Source organism: Micromonospora eburnea (assembly GCF_900090225.1).
Classification (GTDB): domain Bacteria; phylum Actinomycetota; class Actinomycetes; order Mycobacteriales; family Micromonosporaceae; genus Micromonospora; species Micromonospora eburnea.
On the sequence record NZ_FMHY01000002.1, the window covers coordinates 1,072,506 to 1,093,283 of the forward strand.

A 20,778-nucleotide genomic window follows, 5' to 3' on the forward strand; every position below is an offset into this window, starting at 1 on the left:
GCTCGACCTGCTCGACCCGGACGGACGACCTCAGATTGATAGCGCATCGAACATTTCCTACATTCAGCGAATAGAGGGCTAATCGGAAGATGTCAGCACGATCGCCCGAACCTGACCCGCTCGCTGAGTTGATGTGGCGAGATCAGGCAGCACTCGTTCCATACCCACCGAGCGCCTGACGACGTGCTGTTCTCCGTCGGCGTTCACCGCTTCACCGGCACCCCCCAGCCGCTGGAGAGCGGCAAGACATTCCAGGATCGGAGGCTTCGAACGCGCCGGCAACATCGCCGCACGCCTCCGCCATCGCGCAGGAATAACACCCTCCAAAACTGCCCCTACCCCTACCGCGCGGCCGTGACACCGACTTCGACCCTGCCCGAGACGAAACGGCACCGGTCATCCGCATGAGCTGAGGGGCTGGATCGGCAGTAGGTTGGCGACGGGCGAGCGGCTGACCCGCTGCTGTGGACGGCTCCCGACAGGCGAGTGAGGATACCGGAACCAATTGGCTTTTATAGACGCTTGACTACGGTGAAAAGCCAGACCGCGCACGGCCTCGCCGCGATGCGCCGACTGCTCGGCAACCGGCAGTTGATGGAGACGGGAGCGATGTCTTGACGCCAGATGAGAAGAAGTTCGCCGAACTACTGCGCGAACTCGACGACGGACCCGACCGCCCGGCCCGGGTGGACCTGGCCACCGCGATCCGCGAGGCACGCCGCCGCCGGCGTAACCGCCGTACGCTCACCGCCTCCGTCGCCGGGGTGGCGGCGCTCGCGATGGTGGCGGTGCCGCTGGCCGTACAGGCCGGTCGCCCGGCCGAGTCGGGGCTGGCGATGACGCCGGGGGCGTCGACCGGTGCCAACCCTCCGCCGTCGGCGGGGGGATCGGACAACGCCAGCCGTCGGCCGACCCCCGCGGCACCGAGCACCTGCAAGGTCGAGTTGCTGCCCGTCCCGCACGGGTACCGCAAGAGTCTGGTCACCGGCGGCGACTCGACCGGCCGGTACCTGCTCGGCCGGTCGTACCCGAACGACAGCGGGTCGCACCCGGTGATCATCTGGGACGGCGACCGGGCCAGCGAGGTGCAGATGCCCGGCAACGACCAGCGGTTGGCCGACATCAGTCCCTCCGGCGTCGCGGTCGGTGTGGCGTATGCCGGCGACCGGCCGCAGCCGTACGTGGTGCGGTCCGGCAAGGTCACCCGGCTGCGCGGAGTGACGGCGGGCGAGGCGACAGCGATCAGCGACGACGGCCGGATCGTCGGGGCCCGGCAGGTCGGCGAGCGGCAGCTGCCGGTGCTGTGGTCCGGGCCGGACGAGACGGCTGTCGACCTGCCGCTGCCCGGCCCGACGTGGGAGGGGATCGCCATCGGCGTCGACTCCGACGGCACGATCGTCGGCAAGGTCCAGAACGGCGCGGGACGCGTGTTCCAGACGGCCGTCTGGCGGTCCGGCGGGAAACCCGAGCTGCTGCCGCTACCGCAGGTGACCGGCGGTACGGCGGACGGCGTCATACCCGCTTCCTTCCACGGCGGTTGGATCACCGGCAAGGCGTTCCGGGACAAGGGCAGCGAACGGCAGGTGTATGCGGTCCGCTACCACCTGGCCCGCGGCGAGTACGTGCCGATGCCGGCCGAGATCATGATGTACGCCGGAAACGGCGAGGGCTGGATGGTCGGCTCGATCGACCACATCGACGTCGGACTCCTGACCGACGCGGGGCTCGTGCGGCTGCCGGACCTCGACGAGCGCACCGGCCGGTACGGCGCGATCGCGACGAGCGTGAGCGCTGGCGGGCGGGTGATCGGCGGCCAGCTCGACACGAAGCCGAACCTGCAGGACGTCGAGATGCGGGCGGTCCGCTGGCGCTGCCACTGACCAGCCCTCCGGCGTCCGGCCCGGAATGGCGCGTGCGGCAGTGATCGTCTCCGGGTGCGGCATGTGGTGGTCTCGGTGGGCTTGGAGACCACCACATGCGCGACAGGGAGTGGATCATCCACAGCGGCGGGTTGTGGCCGGTGATCGGCCACAACCCGCCAGTTCGCCGAGCGCCTGGTCAGGGCGTGGCGAGCGCCTCGGTCGGAGCGAGGCGGGCGGCCCGGATCGCCGGGTACAACCCGGCGAGGGCACCGATCAGCAGGGTCGCACCGACCCCGCCGCCCACCGCCCACGGCGGCACCACCGTCGGCCACGACTGGGAAAGCGCGTAGCCCGCCGTCACCCCGCTGCCCAGCAGCACCCCGCCGAGCCCGCCGAGGGCGGACAGCAGCAGCGACTCGGCCAGGAACTGGGTGCGTACCTGGCCGCGGGTGGCGCCGAGCGAACGGCGCAGGCCGATCTCCGGGCGGCGTTCCAACACCGAGATGACCATCGTGTTCGCCACGCCGACGCCACCGACCAGCAGGGCCACCGCGCCGAGCCCGAGCAGCAGCCCGGTGAACGCCGCGTCGGTGGCCTGCTTCGCGGCGAGCGCGTCGGAGGGCCGGGACACCTTCACCTCGTTCGGCGCCTCCGGGTTCGCCGTGGCGCCGAGCACCGCCCGGACCGCCTCGACCGCGGTGTCCGCCGTGCGGGCGTACACCGTGGTCGGATGCCCGTCGAAGCCGAGGTACGACGTCGCCGCGTCCCAGCCCACCAGCGCGGACAGGTCAAGCTCCGGAGCCAGCGGCGCGGAAGCCAGGATCCCCACCACGGTGAACCAGCGCCCGCCGAGCTGCACCTGCACGTCCGGCCCGGCGGCACCGATCCCGAGCCGTCGGGCCGCGGTGGCGCCGAGCACCACCGCCGGGTAGCGGGCGGTCGCAGCGTTCAGCCAGGTGCCGCTGACCACCTCCAGCCCCACGGTGTCCCGCAGCTCCAGGCTGGCCGCCCGGGCGGCGATCCCACCGCTCTCACTACGGGAGATCAGATCCGACCGGTACACCCTCGAACCGGAGAGCAGCCCGGTGGCGGCAACGGTCCGCACCGGCCCGATCCGCCCGATCATCGCCACCGACTCGGTCGGCAGTTGGGCGTCGCCGCCGAAGAGCCCGCTGCCCGGAGCGACGGTGAGCAGGTTGGTGCCCAGCTCGGCGAGCGTGCGGTCCAGCTCCGCCCGCGACGACGCGGAGATCCCGACGACCGAGACCATGGCGGCGATCCCGATCGCGATGCCCAGCGCGGACAGCACGGCCCGCAGCGGCCGGGTCCGCAACCCGACCCCGCCGACCCGCACGATGTCCCGCGGCCGCATCCGGGCCGGCACCAGCCGTACCGGCTTCCGCTCGGTCATGCCGGCACCCCCAGGGAGCGCTGGTCGGCCACGATCCGGCCGTCCCGCATCTGCACCCGCCGGGGCAGCTCGGCCGCGATCTCCAGGTCGTGGGTGATCACCACGATGGTGGTCCCGGCCTCGTGCAGCTCGTGCAACAACGCCAGCACCCCGGCACCGGACGCGGAGTCCAGGTTGCCGGTCGGCTCGTCGGCCAGCAGCAGCGCGGGCGCACCCACCACCGCGCGGGCGATCGCCACCCGCTGCCGCTCGCCGCCGGACAGCTCGTGCGGCCGGTGGTCGAGGCGGTGCCCCAGGCCGACCCGGACCAGCGTGGCCTCCGCGCGCCGCCGCCGCTCCCGCAGGGGTACGCCCGAATAGAGCAGCCCGTCGGCCACGTTGTCCCGCACCGGCACGTTCGCGGCCAGGTGGAACTGCTGGAAGACGAAGCCGATCCGGGACGACCGGAGCGCGGAGAGCTGACGGTCACCGAGCCCCGCCACGTCGTACCCGTCGATGCGTACCCGGCCGGAGGAGGGGCGGTCCAGGGTGCCGATCAGGTGCAGCATGGTCGACTTGCCCGACCCGGAAGGGCCGACGATGGCGACCAGCTCGCCGTATCGGATGGTCAGCGAGACCCCGTCGACGGCTCGTACCCCGCCCGGGTAGACCTTGCTCACCTCGGCCAGCTCGACAACCGCGTCGGCGGTCACGTCGGCATCCCCACCGTCGCTCCCTCGGCCAGCTCGGCACCGGAGACCTCCACCCGGCCGGACGCGAACAGCCCGGTCTCGACGGCGACGATCCGGGTGGCGGAACCCTCGACCAGTTGTACGCCGTACCCGCCCTCGGCCAGCGCCAGCAGCGCCGCGACCGGCACGGTGAGCACGTCCCGGCGCTCGGCGGCGGTGAACGCCACCTTGGCCGAGGCCTGCTCGAAGCCCGTCAGGGCCTTCGGGTCGGCCACCGTCACGGTGACCTCGATCTTGGTCTCGGGGTCGCTGGCGCCGCCCGCCCCGCTGCTGCCGGCCTCGATGACCGTCTCGGTGTTGGTGATCGTCCCGGTGACGTCCTTGCCGTTGGGCAGCGAGACGTTCACCTTGGCGCCCCGCTTCGCCAGCCGCTCGTCGTCGACGGCGAGGGAGACCGTCACCACCCGGGCGGTGCCCGTGTAGGTGAGCACCGCCTGGCCGGGCTGCGCCGGGTCGCCGACGTCCGCCTTGTGGCTGTCCACCCGGACCGCCCCGTCGGCGTAGACCACCTGGCCCAGCTCGACCCGGCCGGTCTCGGGTAGACCCAGGTCCTCCTGCCAGCGCCGTACCGCGTCCGCGGTGGCCGAGGTGTACTCGTCGTCGGCGGTGAACCCGGTGTAGCCCAGCGCCTTCAGGTTCTTCTCGAACTGCCGTACGTCGGCGCCGGACATGCCGGGCCCCAGCGTCCGGTACGCCGGCAGCGAGCCGTACAGCAGCACCACCTTGGCGTTGTCGACCGCGAACAGCGGCTTGCCCCGGGTCACCTGGCTGCCGGTGGCGGCCAGCGAGGTGAGGGTGCCGGCGGTGCGCAGCGTCGCGCTGCGCGTGGCGCCGTAGCCGAGTTCCCCGTCGAAGCTCTCCGAGTCGACCAGGGTCTGCCGGGTGACCTGGGCGGTCGCCGGCGGCAGCCCGCCGTTGGCCGCCGTACCCCCGGTGCGCCCGTCGGCCCCGACCGCGACCGCGGCCCCCGCGGCGGCGGCGACCACCACCGCGGAGACGATCACCAACGGGGTACGCGCACGGCGACGTCGCTTCCGCCCGCCGCCCGCCGGTGCGGCTCCGGCCGGCGCGGTCGCGTCGACACTCAGCGATCCCACCTCCACTCGCGACTGCGGGTCTCGCAGATCCGGCTCGCTCGTCGTGCTCACTGGGTCCTCTTCATGATCATCGGTGCGCCGCCGTCCTTCCGGCACTTCTCCATCGCGGCCTGCACCGACGGGCTCTCCGGGTCGAAGCCGGCGTCGCCGGTGAGTTCGAGGGCGCCGTCCGGGCCCGGGTCCGGGAAGTTCGGCACCCCGTTCTCCCGCATGCACTTGGCGAGCTGGCGCACCATCTCCACCTGCTCCGGGTCGAGCTTGACCGGCTTGCCCCCGTTGGGCATCAGGCTGCGGCACTTCTCCATGGCCGCCTGCGCCTTCTCCCGGTCCTGTCCGGCCGGGATCTTGACGCGGAATTTGCCGCCCTCGCCGGGCTCCGGATCCGGGAAGTCGGGCATCCCGTTCTCCCGCATGCACTTGGCGAACTCGCGCTGCCGGTCCTCGTCGCTGACCTGCGCCACGGTGGCGCTGGGCGAGGCGGCGGCACCGCCACCGGCCGTGGCCACCTGCTCCCCGTCCTGGTCGGTACCCGCGCAGCCGGTGACCGCGAGCCCGAGCAGCATCGGCAGGACGAGCAGTGATCTCGACGCCCGTAGGCGCATGGCACAACTCCTTCCTCTCCGGCCGGCGCGGATCGCCGGCCGACAGGGACGAGTCGACCGCAACGGCGGTATCCGGGGCGTAACCGTCGGCGTTAACGGCGGCGTTACCCGAGGCGGGGGCACCATGGGACGGTGCGAGTGCTTGTGGTCGAGGACGAGACGCTGCTGGCCGACTCCATCGCCGAGTGGCTGCGCCGGGAGTCGTTCGCGGTGGACGTCGCGTACGACGGTGACGCCGCGCTGGAACGGCTGGGCGTCACCGACTACGACGTCGTGGTGCTCGACCGGGACCTGCCGGTGGTGCACGGCGACGACGTCTGCCGGGCGGTGGTGGACAGCGGCGGCGAGACGCGGGTGCTGATGCTGACCGCCGCCGCCGCGGTACGCGACCGGGTGGCCGGCCTGGCCCTGGGCGCCGACGACTACCTGGTCAAACCGTTCGCGCTGGTCGAACTGTCGGCCCGGGTGCACGCGCTGGGCCGGCGGGCCCGGCCGGCCGTCCCGCCGAAGCTGAGCCGGGCCGGCATCGTGGTCGACCCGGCCCGGCGGGAGGTCCACCGCGACGGCCGGTACGTCGCGCTGTCCCGCAAGGAGTTCGCGGTGCTGGCGGAACTGGTACGCGCGGGCGGGGCGGTGGTCTCCGCCGAGGAGCTGCTGGAGCGGGCCTGGGACGAGCACATCGACCCGTTCACCAACGTGGTACGGGTGACCGTGATGAAGCTGCGCCGCAAACTCGGCGACCCGCAGGTGGTCGAGACGGTGCCCGGAGTGGGGTATCAGATCCGGTGAAGCGACTGACCATCCGCGCGCGTCTGACCCTGGTCCACGGCGGCCTCCTGCTGCTCGCCGGCCTGGTCCTGCTCGGCGTGACCTACGTGCTCGTGGACCAGCGGATGCGGGAGCCGCTGAACGGTGTCTTCGCCCGGGCCCAGGTCGTCACGCCGGGCCCGGTCGGCAGGTTCACCAACCCGGGCGGCGCGACCGAACAGGTGCGGATCCTGCTCCAGGAAGCCCAGGACGAGGCCAAACGGACCGCCCTGGAGTCGCTGCTCACCCAGGGCGGCCTCGCGTTGCTGCTGATCTCGGCGGTCGCCCTCGGCTTCGGCTGGTTGATCGCCGGGCGGGCACTGCAACCGCTGCACCAGATCACCGGCACCGCCCGGCGGATCGCCGCCGCCGGCGCGGCCGGACGGGGCCTGCACGAGCGGATCGCGCTGCACGGGCCCCGGGACGAGGTGAAGGAGCTGGCCGACACGTTCGACCTGATGCTGGAGCGGCTCGACCGGTCCTTCGACGGTCAGCGGCGGTTCGTGGCGAACGCGTCGCACGAGCTGCGTACCCCGCTCGCGCTCAACCGGTCGCTGTTGGAGGTGGCGACGTCCCGGCCGGGTGCCTCGGCCGAGCTGCGGCAGCTCGGCGAGACCCTGCTGGCGATCAACGAACGCCACGAACGGCTCATCGACGGGCTGCTCACCCTCGCCGACTCGGAGCAGCAGGTGGTCGACCGTACGCCGGTGGACCTCGCCGAGATCGCCGGCCACGTGCTCGACCAGGCGGCGGCCGGTGCGTCGGAGCTGACCGTACGCCGGCAGCTCGCGCCCGCGTCCACGGCCGGTGAGCCGGTGCTGCTGGAGCGGCTGACGCAGAACCTGGTGGAGAACGCGGTCCGGCACAACCTGCCGGCCGGCGGCGAGATCGAGGTCAGCACCCGCATCGTCGAGGGCCGCGCCACCCTGGTGGTCGCCAACACCGGCCCCGTGGTGCCCAGCTACGACATCGAGACGATCTTCCAACCGTTCCGGCGGTTACGCCACGAGCGTGTGGCCGGCCCCCGGCCGAACGGCGATCGCAGCCGCGCCGAGGACCGGGCCGGTGTCGGGCGTGGTTTCGGGCTCGGCCTGTCGATCGTGCGGGCGGTGGCCCAGGCGCACGGCGGCACCGTGCACGCCTACCCCCGGGACGGCGGCGGACTCGTCGTGACGGTGGTCCTGCCATCCCGGAACGCGAGCGTTCCGGCGCAGTCGGCGCGGCCACTGCCCGCGGTGGCGCCCGGCTGACGTGCGCCGTCGCACCACACGGCACCCGTGCCGCACCGACCGGTGCCCCGTCCTGAGCCGGCGTGGTGGCCTGCCGGCCGCGCTGCCACAGGAGCAGGGATTCACGCCGCCGTCGATCATCGACATTTCTGTCAATCTCCCGTCACAGAGCGCATTCAGCTGATCAATATCGGTCGATAGCGTCGAGGCACTGCCGTCGACGAAAGGCCGACGATGAAACACAACGAACCCCCGTTCTCGCGTCGGCGGCTCCTCGCCGGCGCGGCGGCGGCCTCGGCGGTCACCGCGACCGGCCTGGCCGCCACCTCGACCGCCGCCGCGGCGAGTCCCACCCACGCCCCCACCCCACTGGTCACCCGGGACCGGATCGGCTCGGCCCTGCTCCACGCGCCGGGCGGCGGCCCGGCACCGGCCCGTCTCCAGGCCGACTTCCACGACCGGCTCGTCGCCTGGCTCGCCTTCTGGTCGGCGAACTCACCCGCCGCCTGGAGCGCACCCGTCCGGATCGAAGGCCGCGTGGACCGGTCCGGCGAGGTGTTCACCCTGCACGCCATCCGCTACCGGCGCGACGACGAGCCGCACGACGGGTTCGCCGCCGCCCGCCTGGACGGCAGCCACTGGGCGACCCTGGCGAGCCTGCACCACCACTTCCCGGTGGTGACCCCGCTGGCCGGCGGCGCGATCCAGGTCGGCGACGGGGTCGCCGGCTTCACCGGCTCGCCCGCGCAGGTGGCCTTCGCGGTCGCCGCGTGCCGGGAACTGTGGGGCGAACGCTCGGCCACCGCGTCCCGCTGGCAGGAGCACGCCGGCCGCGCGCTGACCCGCGCCGGCCAGCGCGTCGACGTCGCCACCCGCGCCGGCTGGGCGACCTTCACCCGGACCAGCCTGCGCCGTGGGCTGGGCACCGAATCGTACGAGTGACCGGAGGTAACACATGTCCCGCAGCGAGTTCCGGTTCGTGGTCGACGGCGTCGACCTGACCCCCGAGCAGGAGAGCCTCATCTCCCGAGAGATCCAGAAGGCCGGCCTGGCCGCCCTCGCCGCCGCCAACGCGAAGCTGGCCAACCCGCTGACCGTCGGGCACGGCAACATCAGGCTCCGCCCCGAGTGGCGTGGCCTCTGGGTGCTGGACGGCATCTCCGCCGACGAACTCGGTCAGAAGATCAACGACATCGGGTTCTGGATCCAGAAGTGACCGACGTCGCCCGACGGGCCGACCCGCCGGAGCGGATGTGTCCGAGTACACCCGCGGCCAACGCCACGGTCTTCCTCGGCATGATCACTCCGGCGGGCCGGGTCGCCTACGTCACGCCGGCGATGCCGGCCGAGGTCGCCCTCGCCGAGGCGGCGGCCTCGGACGCCCCGGTCGAGTCCCGCTACCGGCTCGCCGGGCCCTGCGTCACCTCGTCCTGCGGGTTCTGGACCGGTGACCACTGTGGGCTGGGCGCCCGGCTGGCCGACTCGTACCAGGAGGTCGTGGCTCCGGCCGAGGTGGAGCTGCCGAAGTGCGCGATCCGGCGTACCTGCCGATGGTTCGCCGAGCAGGGCGCGGCGGCCTGTCCCGCCTGCTCGCACGTGGTCACCGACTCCCGCTGACCAGGGATCGGCCGGGGTGCCGCGGCTCCGCCGCCTTCCACAGCGCTTCCACAGCTTGCCGGCACAGTTGCGTCCGTCGCTCTCAAATCCCGGCTGGGGGAAGGACGGATGTTCAACGTCATCACCGTGCGCCAGGGCACCCGGTCGACTCTCACCGGCAGCCACAACCTCGCCTACCGGGCGCTGCACCAGCACGACGACAGCGTCCTGGCGCGACGCGAGCATCCGCTCAGCGGGCCGTTCCAGCGGCGGTTCCGGGCGGGCGCGGGCACGCGGACAGGCGTCACCGCGACAGCCGACGAGGCCGACGAGGAGGTCACGGACTGAGCGCTCCCTGACGACCTCGTCCGCCCCGACGGTGCCGCACCTGTAGGACGGGGGGGTGCGGCACCTCACGGGCGGGCCGTCACAACTCCTCGCTGAGCAGCGCGCGGACCCGTGCGGCGTCCGGATGCTCGATCTCGGTGAGGATCTCCAACGACCGCTGCCAGGAACGCCGGGCGGCAGCACTGTCACCGGACGCGTGCTGGGTCTCACCCAGGTAGCGGAGGGTGATGGCCTCGTTGGGGCGGTCGCCGAGCCGCTCGTACAGCGCGAGCGCCTCCCGGTAGCAGGAGATCGCCTGCTCGATGTCGAGGTGACGGTAGGCGTACCCGAGGCTGTCCCACGCGCCGGCCATGCCGACCGGGTCGCCGATGCGCTCCAGCAGGACCAGCGACCGCCGGCAGTGCGCGATCGCCTGTTCGTGCTCGCCCAGCAGCGCGTGACACCAACCCACCGAGTTGAGCGTGCTCGCCACGCCCCGCTCGTGGCCGGCGTGCTGGAACAGCTCCAGGGCCCGCTGGTCGTGGCGCAACGCCTCGCCGATGTCGCCCCGCTGCTCGCACAGCCAGCCCAGGCTGCGGTTGGTGAACCCCTGCCCGACCAGGTCGTCGAGCCGCGCGAACAACTCCAGCGCCTGCCGGTAGTGCTTCCGCGCGGCGTCGAACCGGCGCAACCGGACGTACGCGCCGCCCAGGGTCCGGTGCGCCTCCGCCTCGGCGGCACGGTCACCCTGCCGCCGCGCGGCGGCCACCCCGGCCTGCCCGGCCCGCACCCAGTCCGGCCAGTGTCCCCGGCGGGCGAAGAAGTTGGTGGTCGCCCACGCCAGCGGCCACACGTACCGGTCGAGCCCGCAACGCGCCGCCAGCTCCAGCACGGCGAGCAGCACCGCGTGCTCGGCGTCGAACCAGGCGAGCGCCGCCGGCTGGTCCGTGAACCCCTCGACGGCCACACCGGCGGCCGCCGGCGGCACCGCCAGCGGGTCGCGGTGCGACCAGAGCAACCGGTCGGCCGCGAGCGCGGCGTGCAGGTGGTGCTCCACCACCCGCTGCCGCGCCGCCGGCAACTCGGGGTCGTCGCGGCCCAGCTCGCCGGCGTACCTGCGGAGCAGGTCGTGCAGGAGCAGCCGGCCCGGAACGTGCTCCACCACCAGATGCGCCGCCGCCAGCTCCCGCAGCGTCGGCCGTACCTCGTCGGCGGGCTGACCGGCGAGGCTGGTCACGGCGGCGACCGCGATGTCCGGGCCGGGGTGTGCGGCCAGCAACCGGAACAGTCGGGCCGCGGCCAGGGTGAGGCCGTGGTACGACCAGGAGAAGACGGCCCGTACGTCGGTGCCGGTGCCGGTGTCGCCCACGGTGAAGGCATCGAGTCCGCCGCCGGGCGGCAGCTCCGCGGCGAGCGCCGCGAGCGTGAACTCGGGGTGGGCGGCGGCCCGGGCGGCCACGATCGCCAGGGCCAGCGGCAGCCGCCCGCACGCGTCGATGATCGCCTCCACCGCCGCCGGCTCGCCGGCCAGCCGCGCCGCCCCCAACCGGCGGGCGATCAGCTCCCGGCACTCGTTCCTGGGCAGCGGCGCCAGGCGCAGCGGCCGGGCGCCCTCGGCGACCACCAGCCCGGAGAGCTGGTTGCGGCTGACGACCACCGTGGCGCAGCCGGCCGCGCCGGGCAGCAACGGGCGGACCTGCTCGGCGTCGCGGACGTTGTCCAGCACCACCAGCACCCGCCGATCGGCCAGCAGGCTGCGGTAGAGCCCGGCCTGCGCCTCGATCGTGGCCGGCACCCGATCGGGCGGCACGCCGAGCGCGTCGAGGAAGCCGCGCAGCGCCTCCCCGGCCGTGACCGGCGTCCCCGTCGGGTCGAACCCACGCATCGTGACGAACAACTGCCCGTCCGGAAAGTCGTCCAGCAGGGTGTGCGCCAGCCGTACCGCGAAGAGGGTCTTGCCGACGCCGGCCGGTCCTCCGACGAGCACCAGCGGGGAGCCGCCCGGAGCGGAGCGCAGCAGCCTCCGGGCCTGGTCGAGGTCGTCGGCGCGACCCACGAACTGCGGCGGGTCGGGCGGCAGCAGGCAGGGCCGCAGCGCCTTGTCACGGTCGGCCGACAGCGCTCGCGGCGGCAGCCGCCGGTGCAGGATGTCCCGCTGGAGTTCGTGCAGCTCGGGCGCGTCGAGTCCGCGCTCCCGCAGCAGCACCACGCCCTCGCGGCAGACCTCGGCCGCCTCGTCCACCCGCTGTTCGGCATAGAGCGCCAGGGCGAGCAGCCGCCGCACGGCCTCGTCGTAGGGGTCGTCGACCAGGGCGCCGGACAACTGCGCGATCGCCTCGGCGTGCCGGCCGAGCGCGTTGAGTGCCTCCGCGTACCCCCGCCGCGCGGCCCGGCGGGTCGCGTCGAGTCGGGCGACCTCCGGCAGCACGAACGAGCGGTCCGCCACGTCGGCGAAGGCCGGGCCACGCCACAACGCCAGCGCGCGATCGAGCAGCGCCGCGGCGCGTTCGGTCAGATCGGGCTCGCCCGTGTCGAGCAGCCGGCGGCCCTCCGCGCACCAGCGCTCGAACCGGCGGTGGTCGACCGCGTCCGCCGGCAGGTCGAGCCGGTACGCCGCACTGCTGCCCGAGCCGACCGTCACCACCACCGGCCCGTCCGGGTCGCCCAGCGCCCGGCGCAGGTGCGACACGTGGCTACGCAGCGTGGCCCGCGCGCCGGGTGGTGGCTCGGCACCCCACATCAGCTCGACGACCCGGGACGCCGGCACCGCCGAGCCCGCCTCGACCAGCAGGATCGCCAGCAGCTCCACCAGTTTCGGGCCGAGCCGGACGGGCCGCCGGCCGAGTGTCACGCGTACGGGACCGAGCACGCCGATGCGCAACACCCAGGCTCACTCTCCCCACTCGGCCAGCTGTCCGGACCACCGTAGTGGACGATGAGATGACCATGAGTGGGTCGAGCGTGGCCGTCTCGGATGGCGGGTCCGGACTACCGGCTCACTTGCCCGGGGCCTGGTAGGTCAACTTCATCCGGGTCGCCTCGTCGACCTCCTCCGGTGTCAGCACCGGCGTGATCCGGGTGTGCACCCCGCCCGCCGCCCGGATGGCGATGGTCAGCGCGGCTGCCGTCTTGTGGTCCGGCAGGTCGCACACCACATAGGTGTCGTACTTGCCGAACGAGAAGTGCACGGACTCCGTCCGCCCGCCGATGGCCGCGACCGCTTCCCGGATCACCTCGGCGCGCTTGGAACCACCGTCGTTGACCAGCCCTCTGACCCCGTCGATGGTGAAGGTCGACTCCAACAGGAACTTCGGCACCTCGTCATCACCCCCCGGATGTACTGGCGGTCAGCGGTTTCCCTGGCGTTGGACGCGCTCGCCGCCCTCGACCCTGGCCCGGCCGTGGTCACGCTCGGTGCCCGAGGTCCCGGTCGCGGCCCGCAGGTGTCGCCGCTCCGGGGAGCGTTCGACCTCGGAGCCCTGCCGGCCCCGGGCCCCGCTGCCGGAATTCCGTCCCGCGCGTGCCGACTCACCGCCCGGGTCGTGCTTGTTCGGCTTGTGACTACCCATGCGCCCGGCGTACCCGCTGCCCCGGCGGCTAGTCGTCGCAGGAGAGGGTCGCCACGTCCGGACTTGTCGGACCGGTCGGCTACGGTCGGGAGGTCATGGAGCCGCGGTTCGGCGAGGCGATCATCGGGCGGGAGCACCCCGCAGCCCTGCTGCGCGCCGAAGTTGATCGGGTGACCATGAGCCACGGCGGCCTCGTCCTGGTCACCGGCGAGGCCGGCATCGGCAAGACCACCCTGGTGACCGTCGCGGCGGAGGAAGCCCGGCAGCGCGACGCGCTCGTGCTCGGGGCCGCCTGCTGGGACTCCGACAACGCGCCCGGCTACTGGCCCTGGGTGCAGGTGCTACGCCGCCTGCGCCGCTCCGCCGACGACTGGGACCTGGCACGGGAGGCCGCCGAGCCCGGGCTCGCCACGCTGCTCGGCGAGGCCGCCGGCACCGAACCCGTCGCCGACGACGATGGCGGCCAGGCGGAGTTCGCGCTCCACGACGCGGTGACCAGCGCCCTGGTCGCGGTGGCCCAGCGTCGGCCGGTCGTGGTGGTCCTCGACGACCTGCACTGGGCCGACCCCGCCTCGATGCGGCTGCTGCAGTTCGCCACCCAGCACACCTGGTTCGAACGGCTGCTGCTGATCGGCACCTACCGCGACGCGGAGGTCGAGCCCGGCGACCACCGGCTGCGCCCGCTGCTGCTCCCACTGACCGCCAAGGCCACCACCGTCACCCTCACCGGCCTGTCCCGTGACGAGGTCGCCGCGCTGATGACCCGTACGGCGAACCGGCAGCCCGACGCCGGTCTCGTCGACGAGGTGCACCGGCGCACCGGCGGCAACCCGTTCTTCGTCGAGCAGACCGCCCGCTTGTGGAGCGTCGACGGTCTGGTCACCACCATCGCGCCCGGCGTACGGGAAGCCGTGCGCCGCCGCCTGGACCACCTGCCCGCCCCGGTGGTCGAAGCGCTCACCGTGGCCGCCGTGCTCGGCCGGGTCTTCCACCGCGGCCTCCTCGCCGCCTGCGTACCCAGTCCCGTGGCACAGGTCGACCGGCTCCTCGACCGCGCGGTGTCCGCCCGGCTCGTGGTGGCCCGCGGCGGCGGCCGGTTCGCGTTCGCCCACGACCTGGTCCGGGAAACTATCTACGACGGGATGCCCGACGCCGACCGGCGTGCCCGCCACGCCGCCGTGGTCCGTGCCGTCGACCGGTCGGCGACTCTGGCCGATCAACTGATTCCGGCCGACCTGGCGCGCCACGCCTGGCTCGCCGGCCCTGACCTCGACCCGCCCCGGGCCGCTGACCTGCTGATCAGCGCCGCCCGGGATGCCGGCGGCCGGCTGGCCCTGGAGGAGTCGTCGCTGCACTTTCGGCGTGCGCTGGAGGTGGCCGGCGAGCCGGCACGACGAGTCAAGGTCATGGTGGAACTCGCCCAGTTGCTGCACCACACCGGCGGCCGCGAAGAGGCCGAGCGGCTGCTCGCCGACGCCGCGGCGCTGGCGCGCGGGCTCGACGAGCCAGCACTGCTGGCCCGCGTCGCGCTCACCGTCCACCGGCAGCGGGCCACCATCCGACGCCTCGCCGAGCCAGAGGAGCTGGTACGCGAGGCGTACCGGCGGCTCATCGGCGAGCCTGACCGCGGCATCCCGCTGAGCACCCTGGCCGCCGACCTCATCACCGCCACCGAGGCGCTCGCCCGCCACGGCCAGGACGACGAAGCGCTCGCCTTCAGCCTGTGGGCCCGCCACGACGCGACGTGGGGGCTCGGCACCGCCGCCGACCGGGCCGCGGTGACCACCGAGATCCGTGACCTGGGCCGCCGGACCGGCGACCGGGAGACCGAGCTGTGGGCGACGTCGCTGCGCTGGGTCGCGCTGCTCGAACTCGGCGACCCGCGCTACCACCGGGAACTCACCGCGTTCGTCACTGCCTGCCGGGAGGGCGACGTCGCCCGGCACCGGATGGCGGCGGCCATCGACGCCGGCATCATCGCCGGCTTCCGGGGCGACTTCGCCGAGGCCGACACCCACTTCGCCGAGATGGACGGGTTCGGCGAGTGGGAACACGCCGACCACGCGTTCATGGGCCACCACCTGCGCTGGTCACGGCTGCTGCTGCAGGGGCGGTTCGCCGAGCTCGACCCGCTGCTCGACGGGCTCGACGCGGCCGGGCATCCGCACCCGGAGCTGCTCCGGGCGATCACCGCCGCCGAACGCGGTGACACCGGGACGGCCGTCCGGCTGGCCACCGCGATCGAGGCCGCCGGCACCACGTACCCCCGCGCGGTGTCACCGTTGTGGCTGCGGCTGTGCGCACAGGTCGCCGCCGCGACCGGCGACCCACGTCGCTGCGCCGAGGCGCGTGCCGCACTGACCCCGCACCGCAGCCGGTGGATGGCCGCGCTGTTCGGCTGCGACATCGGCGGCCCGGTCGACCACTGGCTGGCCGGCGTCGACGCCGCGCAGCAGCGCTGGGACGACGCAGTCGCCGGGTTCGAGGCGGCGCGGGACGCGGCCGACCGGATGGGCGCTCGGCCCTGGTCACTGATCAGCCGTGCCGCGCTGGTGGACGCGCTGACCGCGCGCGGCCGCCCGGGCGACGCGGCCAGGGCGGCGCGATTGCGTGCCAGCGCGGCGGACGAGGCGCGGGCGCTCGGCATGGCGCAGGTGCTGCACCGACTCGGCGTCGGGGCACCGGAACCGACTGTCCCGTCCGCCGGGCCGGACCCTGCCGGCTCCGGCCCGGCATCAAGGGGACCGGGACAGGAGGCGGTCGACCACGAGTTCCGCCGCGACGGCGCGGTGTGGCGGCTCGCGTACGGCGGCGACGTGGTGCACCTGCCCGACGCCAAGGGCCTGCACGACCTGCACCTGCTGCTGAGCCGTCCCGGCGTCGACGTCCCGGCCGTCGAGCTGCTCGACCCGGCCGCCGGCCCGGAACTCGTCGCCGCCCGCCGGCTCGGCGGCGATCCGGTGCTCGACGACGAGGCGAAGGCACACTACCGGCGCCACCTGCGACGGCTCGACGACGAGATCGACCGGGCCGTCGTACGCGGCGACGAGGAGAAGGAGGCCGCGCTCGACGCGGAGCGCACCGCGCTGCTGGCCGAGCTGCGCGCCGCGGCCGGGCTGGCCGGCCGCACCCGCCGGCTCGGCGACGAGGCCGAGCGTGCCCGCAAGGCCGTCACCGCCCGGATCCGCGACACCCTGCGCCGGCTCGACGATCGCCATCCGGCGCTCGCCGGCCACCTGCGCGACACCGTCTCCACCGGGAGCACCTGCCGCTACCTCCCCGCCGAGCCCGTGCCCTGGCGCCTCTAGACCGGCGTTCCGGCGGACCGGTCGGACGGGGGCACCGCCACGTCCCGGGCGGTACCCCCGTCGAGGTCACCGGCGGTTGTACCGGTACATGGTCAGCGTCCCGAAGACCACCACGAAACCGGCGCTCCAGAGCAGCAGCCACAGCGTGTTCGTCGCGTCGAATGATCCGGCCGTCGTCGCGCGTACCGCCGCCACCAGATGGGTGATCGGGTTGACCTTGACGAAGGCCTGCAGCCAACCCGGCATGGTGCTCGGGCTGACGAAGACGTTGCTCAGGAAGGTCAACGGGAACAGCACCATCATGCTGACCCCCATCACCGACTTCTCGCTGCGCAGGACCAGGCCGAAGAACGTCCAGACCCAGGAGAACGCGAACGAGAAGACCACCAGCAGGCCGATGCCGGCCAGTACCCCGAGCGGCCCGCCGTCGGGCCGGAACCCGAGCGCCAGCCCGACGCCGAGGATGACCACGGCGGCGAGGACGTAGCGCAGCACGTCACCGAAAATCATCCCGACCAGCGCGGCCGGCCGCCAGATCGGCAGCGTCCTGATCCGGTCGAAGACGCCCTTCTCGATGTCGTTGTTGAGACCGACACCGGTGTACATGGTGATCATCACGACGCTGGTCACCATGATGCCGGGCAGGAAGAACTGCAGGTAGTCCCGCGGACTGTCGGCGAGCGCACCGCCGAACAGGTACGTGAACATCAGCACCATGATGATCGGGAACGCCGTCACGTCGAACAGCTGCTCCGGCACGTGCTTGATCTTCAACATCGCCCGCCAACCGAACGTCAGCGACGCCGACAACGCGCTCGGCCGTGGCGGCCGGGCGCCCGGCGCGAGGACGGTCGCCAACGCCTCGGCGGACGGCACGTAGACCGACGGTGCCCGCCCGGTCGTGGTCGCGGTGTCGCTCATCGGGCCGCCTCCAGCTCGTCGTCCCGCTCGTCGGCCGTGCCGGCGGGGTGATCGGTCAGGGCCAGGAACACCTCGTCCAGGGTCGGCTGGCCGAGGGAGAAGTCGTCGACGACGATGCCGGCGCGGGCCAGCTCACCGAGCGCCCGCGCCGCCTGCTCGCCGGCCTCCAGGTCGGTGCCGTCCTCGCCGACCCGGGCTGTCATCGCCACCGGATCCGGCTCCAGCTGCACCGGCACGCCCAGCGCCACCCGCAGCAGCTGCTCGGCCGCAGTGCGCTGCCCCGGGTCACGCAGCCGTACGTGGATGGTGCCCGAGCCGACCGACGACTTCAGCTCGCCCGGGGTGCCCTCCGCGATCACCCGGCCGTGGTCGACCACCGCGATCCGGCCGGCCAGCTGGTCGGCCTCGTCCAGGTACTGGGTGGTCAGCAGCACCGTGGTGCCGTGCGCCACCACCGCCCGGACGATCTCCCACACCTGGTTGCGGCTGCGCGGGTCCAGGCCGGTGGTCGGCTCGTCCAGGAAGAGCAGGTCCGGGGTGTTGAGGATGCTCGCCGCGATGTCGATCCGCCGCCGCATCCCACCCGAGTACTTCTTCACCTGGCGGCCCGCCGCCTCGCGCAGACCAAACGCGTCGAGCAGGTTCTCGGCGCGGGTCCGGGCCGCCGGCTTGCCCAGCCCGAGCAGCCGGCCGAGCAGGACCAGGTTCTCCATCCCGGTCAGGTCCTCGTCGAGCGAGGCGTACTGCCCGGTCAGGCTGACCCGGGCGCGCACCGCGTCCGCCTCGACCACGACGTCGTGGCCGAAGACCCGGGCCCGTCCGCCGTCCGGGCGCAACAGCGTGGCCAGCACCCGGACCGCGGTGGTCTTGCCAGCCCCGTTCGGCCCGAGCAGCCCGTAGACGGTGCCGGCGGGGACCCGCAGGTCCAGGCCGTCGAGCGCGCGGGTCGCGCCGAACGACCGGACCAGACCGTCGGCCTCGACGGCCAGGCCGGTGTTCCGGTTGCCCATGATTCCTACCTTTCATCTCGACATCTTCAGGAGACGTACGGGCGCGCGGCACGGCCTTCCCGCAGCGCCAGACCCCACCAGCAGAGCTCGTCGAGGAGCACCCGCGCGCCCTGCCGCAGCTGCTCCGCGACCTGCCCGGTCAGCTCGCCGTCGAGCAGGTCGACGCCGACGACGTCCCGCACCGTCACCGCGTGCAGCGCGGTGAAGACGGTCCGGAGCTGGTCGACCGCGTGCATGCCGACCGAACCGCACCCGTACGACACGAAGCCGACCGGCTTGGCCTGCCACTCGTCGTACGCGTAGTCGATCGCCTGCTTCAACGAGGCCGGGAAGCTGTGGTTGTACTCCGGGGTGACCACGGCGAACGCCTCCGCACGGCTCACCTGCCGCACGAACGAGCGCATGGCCGGGGTGGGCTCGGCGGGAAAACGCGCGGGGAAGTCGTACCCGGCGAGGTCGACGACCGTGACCGCCAGCTCGTCGTGCCGCCGCGCCTGTTCGACGAACCAGTCGGCGATCCGGTCGGCCATCCGGCCCGCCCGGGTGCTGCCGATGATCACAGCCAGTTGTAGCGGCGCCATGCTCCCTCCCGCCCTCGTCGTCTCTCAGCTGTCAGGCGCGAGACGGCGGCCAGTCCGCCGCCAGATGAAATCTGGCGGGACCCCGGTGTCGGTGGCGGCTGCTCTACTGCGCGCGACGCCGGATGAGGGAGATGGCATGACCGAGGTGCGCATCGCGCGATGGAGCGGCGATGACCTGGACCTGCTGCGGCAGCTCAACACCCACGAGGTGCGCGAGCACACCGGCGGGCCGGAGACCGACGAGCAGGTGGTCGCCCGCCACGAGCGGTACGTGCGCGGCCCCGGCCCGCGTAGCGGATACCTGTACACCGTGGTGCTCCCCGGTGGGGAGAAGGCGGGCAGCGTCGGCTACTGGGCACGGGAGTGGCACGGCGAGCAGGTTTACGAGATGGGCTGGGCGATCCTGCCCGCGTACCAGGGGCGGGGGCTGGCCACTGCGGCGGTGCGCGCGGCGATCGCGGAGGCCGCGGCGTGCGGCGATCGGCGCGCCGCGCACGCCTACCCGTCGGTCGACAATCCGGCCTCCAACGCCGTCTGCCGCAAGGCGGGCTTCACCCTGCTCGGTGAGACCGAGTTCGACTACCCGCCGGGGCAGCTGATGCGCTCCAACGACTGGCGGGTGGGCCTGACCGGGTGACGGTCCCGGCGCGGCGACCCCGGAGGCCGCCGCGCCGGGACCGGCGGGTCAGCGGGCCGCGTCGAGCCGGGCCCGCTGCTCCGGGGTCAGCTCCAGGTCGACGGCCGCCAGGCTCTCGTCGAGCTGCGCCACCGAGGACGCGCCGACCAGGGCGATCGCCGGGATGTCCCCGCCCATCAGCCAGGCCAGCACCACCTGGTTGACCGTCGCACCGGTCTCCGCCGCGACCGACCGCAGCGCGGCCAGCCGGGCCGGGGTGCTCGGCAGGTCGTACTCGACGCCCAGCCGCTCGGGCCGGGCGTACGCGCCCTTCAACAGCGGCGAGTACGCGACCAGGGCGAGCTGCGGCTCGGCCCGCAGGTAGCTGGCCAGGTCCGGGCCGACCCAGCCTACGTCGCCGTCCGGGTCCAGCTCGATCGGCAGGTCGACCCGGCTGGGCAGGTAACTGCGGTGGTACTGGAGCACCTCGTACCCGGGCAGCCCGGCCGCGGCGGCGAGCGCCCGGGCCCGCTCCACCCGCCAGGCGCGGTGGTTGCTCGCGCCCAGCAGCCCGACCGAGCCCTCGCCGACCAGCTCCGCGAACCCCTCCACGGTCTCCCGCAGCGGCACGGTCCGGTCCTCGATGTGCGCGTACAGCAGATCCAGCCGCTCCACGCCGAGCCGTTCCCGGCTGCGCTCGGCCGACTCGCGGATCACCTTCGCCGACAGACCTTCCGGATTGTCCACGTAGCTGGTACCCGGGGCGAGGGGCCGCGCGCCGAGCTTGGTGGCGACGACCACCTCCGCGCCCACGCCGCGGCTGCGCCGCCAGCGACCGAGCAGCTCCTCGCTCTCCCCGCCCTGGCCCCCGTTCTGCCAGAACGCGTAGTTGTCCGAGGTGTCGATGAAGGTGCCGCCGGCCTCGACGTAGCGGTCGAGAATGGCGTACGAGGTGGCCTCGTCGGTGGCGGTGCCGAAGAGCATCGCGCCGAGGCTGAGCACGCTGACCTCGCGGCGGGTCGCCGGATCGGTGCCGATGGTGCGGTATCTCATGGGTCCTCCCCGTGGGACGAGAGCCGACGCCGACCACCCTCGACCTTCGAGCGCGCTG

At 73.5% G+C, this 20,778-nt stretch carries 20 protein-coding genes; 9 read left to right on the forward strand and 11 right to left on the reverse strand.

Going from position 1 to position 20,778, the window contains the following annotated elements:
• Window positions 1-614 precede the first annotated feature (614 nt).
• Window positions 615-1,880 carry a hypothetical protein gene (locus tag GA0070604_RS05190; protein ID WP_091115000.1) on the forward strand — a complete coding sequence of 422 codons (1,266 nt, stop codon included), beginning with the start codon at window positions 615-617 and terminating at the stop codon, window positions 1,878-1,880.
• 178 nt (window positions 1,881-2,058) lie between these two features.
• Here GA0070604_RS05190 and GA0070604_RS05195 read toward each other — a convergent pair whose 3' ends face one another.
• From GA0070604_RS05195 to GA0070604_RS05210, 4 genes are all read right to left on the reverse strand, one after another.
• A complete protein-coding gene (locus tag GA0070604_RS05195; protein ID WP_091115004.1) occupies window positions 2,059-3,273 on the reverse strand; it encodes an ABC transporter permease in 1,215 nt (404 codons plus the stop codon).
• Window positions 3,270-3,965, reverse strand: a complete 696-nt coding sequence (locus GA0070604_RS05200; RefSeq protein ID WP_091115008.1) for an ABC transporter ATP-binding protein — start codon at window positions 3,963-3,965, stop codon at window positions 3,270-3,272. The genes GA0070604_RS05195 and GA0070604_RS05200 overlap by 4 nt, the downstream gene beginning before the upstream one ends.
• Entirely contained in the window at window positions 3,962-5,011 is a 1,050-nt protein-coding gene (locus tag GA0070604_RS05205) for a peptidoglycan-binding protein (RefSeq protein WP_091126913.1), read from the reverse strand. Before GA0070604_RS05205 ends, GA0070604_RS05200 begins: the two co-directional genes overlap by 4 nt.
• Before the next feature lie 137 nt (window positions 5,012-5,148).
• The gene (locus GA0070604_RS05210) at window positions 5,149-5,703 is read right to left on the reverse strand and encodes a hypothetical protein (RefSeq protein ID WP_244161764.1); all 555 of its coding nucleotides are present in this window, start codon (window positions 5,701-5,703) and stop codon (window positions 5,149-5,151) included.
• Window positions 5,704-5,835: 132 nt separating this feature from the next.
• Between GA0070604_RS05210 and GA0070604_RS05215 the strand changes: the two genes are divergently transcribed.
• From GA0070604_RS05215 to GA0070604_RS05240, 6 genes are all read left to right on the forward strand, one after another.
• Window positions 5,836-6,492, forward strand: a complete 657-nt coding sequence (locus GA0070604_RS05215) for a response regulator transcription factor (RefSeq protein ID WP_208601975.1) — start codon at window positions 5,836-5,838, stop codon at window positions 6,490-6,492.
• Complete coding sequence (locus GA0070604_RS05220) at window positions 6,489-7,760, forward strand: sensor histidine kinase (RefSeq protein ID WP_091115014.1); 1,272 nt, start codon at window positions 6,489-6,491, stop codon at window positions 7,758-7,760. The genes GA0070604_RS05215 and GA0070604_RS05220 overlap by 4 nt, the downstream gene beginning before the upstream one ends.
• A gap of 213 nt (window positions 7,761-7,973) precedes the next feature.
• Entirely contained in the window at window positions 7,974-8,681 is a 708-nt protein-coding gene (locus tag GA0070604_RS05225; RefSeq protein WP_091115017.1) for a hypothetical protein, read from the forward strand.
• A 13-nt stretch (window positions 8,682-8,694) separates the two neighbouring features.
• Complete coding sequence (locus GA0070604_RS05230; protein ID WP_091115021.1) at window positions 8,695-8,955, forward strand: hypothetical protein; 261 nt, start codon at window positions 8,695-8,697, stop codon at window positions 8,953-8,955.
• Window positions 8,952-9,356, forward strand: coding sequence for a hypothetical protein (locus tag GA0070604_RS05235; RefSeq protein WP_091115025.1), 405 nt, complete (start codon window positions 8,952-8,954; stop codon window positions 9,354-9,356). Before GA0070604_RS05230 ends, GA0070604_RS05235 begins: the two co-directional genes overlap by 4 nt.
• A gap of 108 nt (window positions 9,357-9,464) precedes the next feature.
• On the forward strand, window positions 9,465-9,683 hold the full coding sequence (locus GA0070604_RS05240; protein WP_091115028.1) for a hypothetical protein: 219 nt from the start codon (window positions 9,465-9,467) through the stop codon (window positions 9,681-9,683).
• Window positions 9,684-9,762: 79 nt separating this feature from the next.
• Here the strand turns inward: GA0070604_RS05240 and GA0070604_RS05245 are convergent, their stop codons facing one another.
• The 3 genes from GA0070604_RS05245 to GA0070604_RS05255 all read right to left on the reverse strand — a co-directional run bounded on the left by GA0070604_RS05245 (window position 9,763) and on the right by GA0070604_RS05255 (window position 13,231).
• Complete coding sequence (locus tag GA0070604_RS05245; protein WP_091115032.1) at window positions 9,763-12,546, reverse strand: AfsR/SARP family transcriptional regulator; 2,784 nt, start codon at window positions 12,544-12,546, stop codon at window positions 9,763-9,765.
• A gap of 112 nt (window positions 12,547-12,658) precedes the next feature.
• Window positions 12,659-12,979 (reverse strand): GYD domain-containing protein, encoded by a 321-nt coding sequence (locus tag GA0070604_RS05250; protein WP_091115036.1) that lies wholly within the window; start codon window positions 12,977-12,979, stop codon window positions 12,659-12,661.
• Between the two features lie 30 nt (window positions 12,980-13,009).
• Window positions 13,010-13,231 (reverse strand): hypothetical protein, encoded by a 222-nt coding sequence (locus tag GA0070604_RS05255; protein ID WP_091115040.1) that lies wholly within the window; start codon window positions 13,229-13,231, stop codon window positions 13,010-13,012.
• A gap of 95 nt (window positions 13,232-13,326) precedes the next feature.
• Between GA0070604_RS05255 and GA0070604_RS05260 the strand changes: the two genes are divergently transcribed.
• Entirely contained in the window at window positions 13,327-16,539 is a 3,213-nt protein-coding gene (locus GA0070604_RS05260; RefSeq protein WP_091115044.1) for an ATP-binding protein, read from the forward strand.
• Between the two features lie 66 nt (window positions 16,540-16,605).
• Here the strand turns inward: GA0070604_RS05260 and GA0070604_RS05265 are convergent, their stop codons facing one another.
• From GA0070604_RS05265 to GA0070604_RS05275, 3 genes are read right to left on the reverse strand one after another with little or no spacing between them, the layout of a single operon-like run.
• The gene (locus tag GA0070604_RS05265; RefSeq protein ID WP_091115048.1) at window positions 16,606-17,460 is read right to left on the reverse strand and encodes an ABC transporter permease; all 855 of its coding nucleotides are present in this window, start codon (window positions 17,458-17,460) and stop codon (window positions 16,606-16,608) included.
• Window positions 17,457-18,470 carry an ATP-binding cassette domain-containing protein gene (locus tag GA0070604_RS05270; protein ID WP_091115052.1) on the reverse strand — a complete coding sequence of 338 codons (1,014 nt, stop codon included), beginning with the start codon at window positions 18,468-18,470 and terminating at the stop codon, window positions 17,457-17,459. The genes GA0070604_RS05265 and GA0070604_RS05270 overlap by 4 nt, the downstream gene beginning before the upstream one ends.
• Before the next feature lie 26 nt (window positions 18,471-18,496).
• Window positions 18,497-19,051, reverse strand: coding sequence for an NADPH-dependent FMN reductase (locus GA0070604_RS05275; protein ID WP_091115057.1), 555 nt, complete (start codon window positions 19,049-19,051; stop codon window positions 18,497-18,499).
• A 136-nt stretch (window positions 19,052-19,187) separates the two neighbouring features.
• On the opposite strand from GA0070604_RS05275, the gene GA0070604_RS05280 reads away from it, so the two are divergent.
• A complete protein-coding gene (locus GA0070604_RS05280; RefSeq protein ID WP_091115061.1) occupies window positions 19,188-19,688 on the forward strand; it encodes a GNAT family N-acetyltransferase in 501 nt (166 codons plus the stop codon).
• Between the two features lie 48 nt (window positions 19,689-19,736).
• On the opposite strand, the gene GA0070604_RS05285 is transcribed toward GA0070604_RS05280, so the two are convergent.
• Entirely contained in the window at window positions 19,737-20,720 is a 984-nt protein-coding gene (locus GA0070604_RS05285; protein WP_091115064.1) for an aldo/keto reductase, read from the reverse strand.
• Window positions 20,721-20,778: the final 58 nt, after the last annotated feature.

Coding starts and splice junctions, on each gene's coding strand:
- GA0070604_RS05210 (WP_244161764.1), bottom strand. CDS start 5,703: ATGCGCCTACGGGCGTCGAGATCACTGCTCGTCCTGCCGATGCTGCTC.
- GA0070604_RS05230 (WP_091115021.1), top strand. CDS start 8,695: ATGTCCCGCAGCGAGTTCCGGTTCGTGGTCGACGGCGTCGACCTGACC.
- GA0070604_RS05265 (WP_091115048.1), bottom strand. CDS start 17,460: ATGAGCGACACCGCGACCACGACCGGGCGGGCACCGTCGGTCTACGTG.
- GA0070604_RS05195 (WP_091115004.1), bottom strand. CDS start 3,273: ATGACCGAGCGGAAGCCGGTACGGCTGGTGCCGGCCCGGATGCGGCCG.
- GA0070604_RS05255 (WP_091115040.1), bottom strand. CDS start 13,231: ATGGGTAGTCACAAGCCGAACAAGCACGACCCGGGCGGTGAGTCGGCA.
- GA0070604_RS05280 (WP_091115061.1), top strand. CDS start 19,188: ATGACCGAGGTGCGCATCGCGCGATGGAGCGGCGATGACCTGGACCTG.
- GA0070604_RS05225 (WP_091115017.1), top strand. CDS start 7,974: ATGAAACACAACGAACCCCCGTTCTCGCGTCGGCGGCTCCTCGCCGGC.
- GA0070604_RS05240 (WP_091115028.1), top strand. CDS start 9,465: ATGTTCAACGTCATCACCGTGCGCCAGGGCACCCGGTCGACTCTCACC.
- GA0070604_RS05275 (WP_091115057.1), bottom strand. CDS start 19,051: ATGGCGCCGCTACAACTGGCTGTGATCATCGGCAGCACCCGGGCGGGC.
- GA0070604_RS05260 (WP_091115044.1), top strand. CDS start 13,327: ATGGAGCCGCGGTTCGGCGAGGCGATCATCGGGCGGGAGCACCCCGCA.
- GA0070604_RS05285 (WP_091115064.1), bottom strand. CDS start 20,720: ATGAGATACCGCACCATCGGCACCGATCCGGCGACCCGCCGCGAGGTC.
- GA0070604_RS05270 (WP_091115052.1), bottom strand. CDS start 18,470: ATGGGCAACCGGAACACCGGCCTGGCCGTCGAGGCCGACGGTCTGGTC.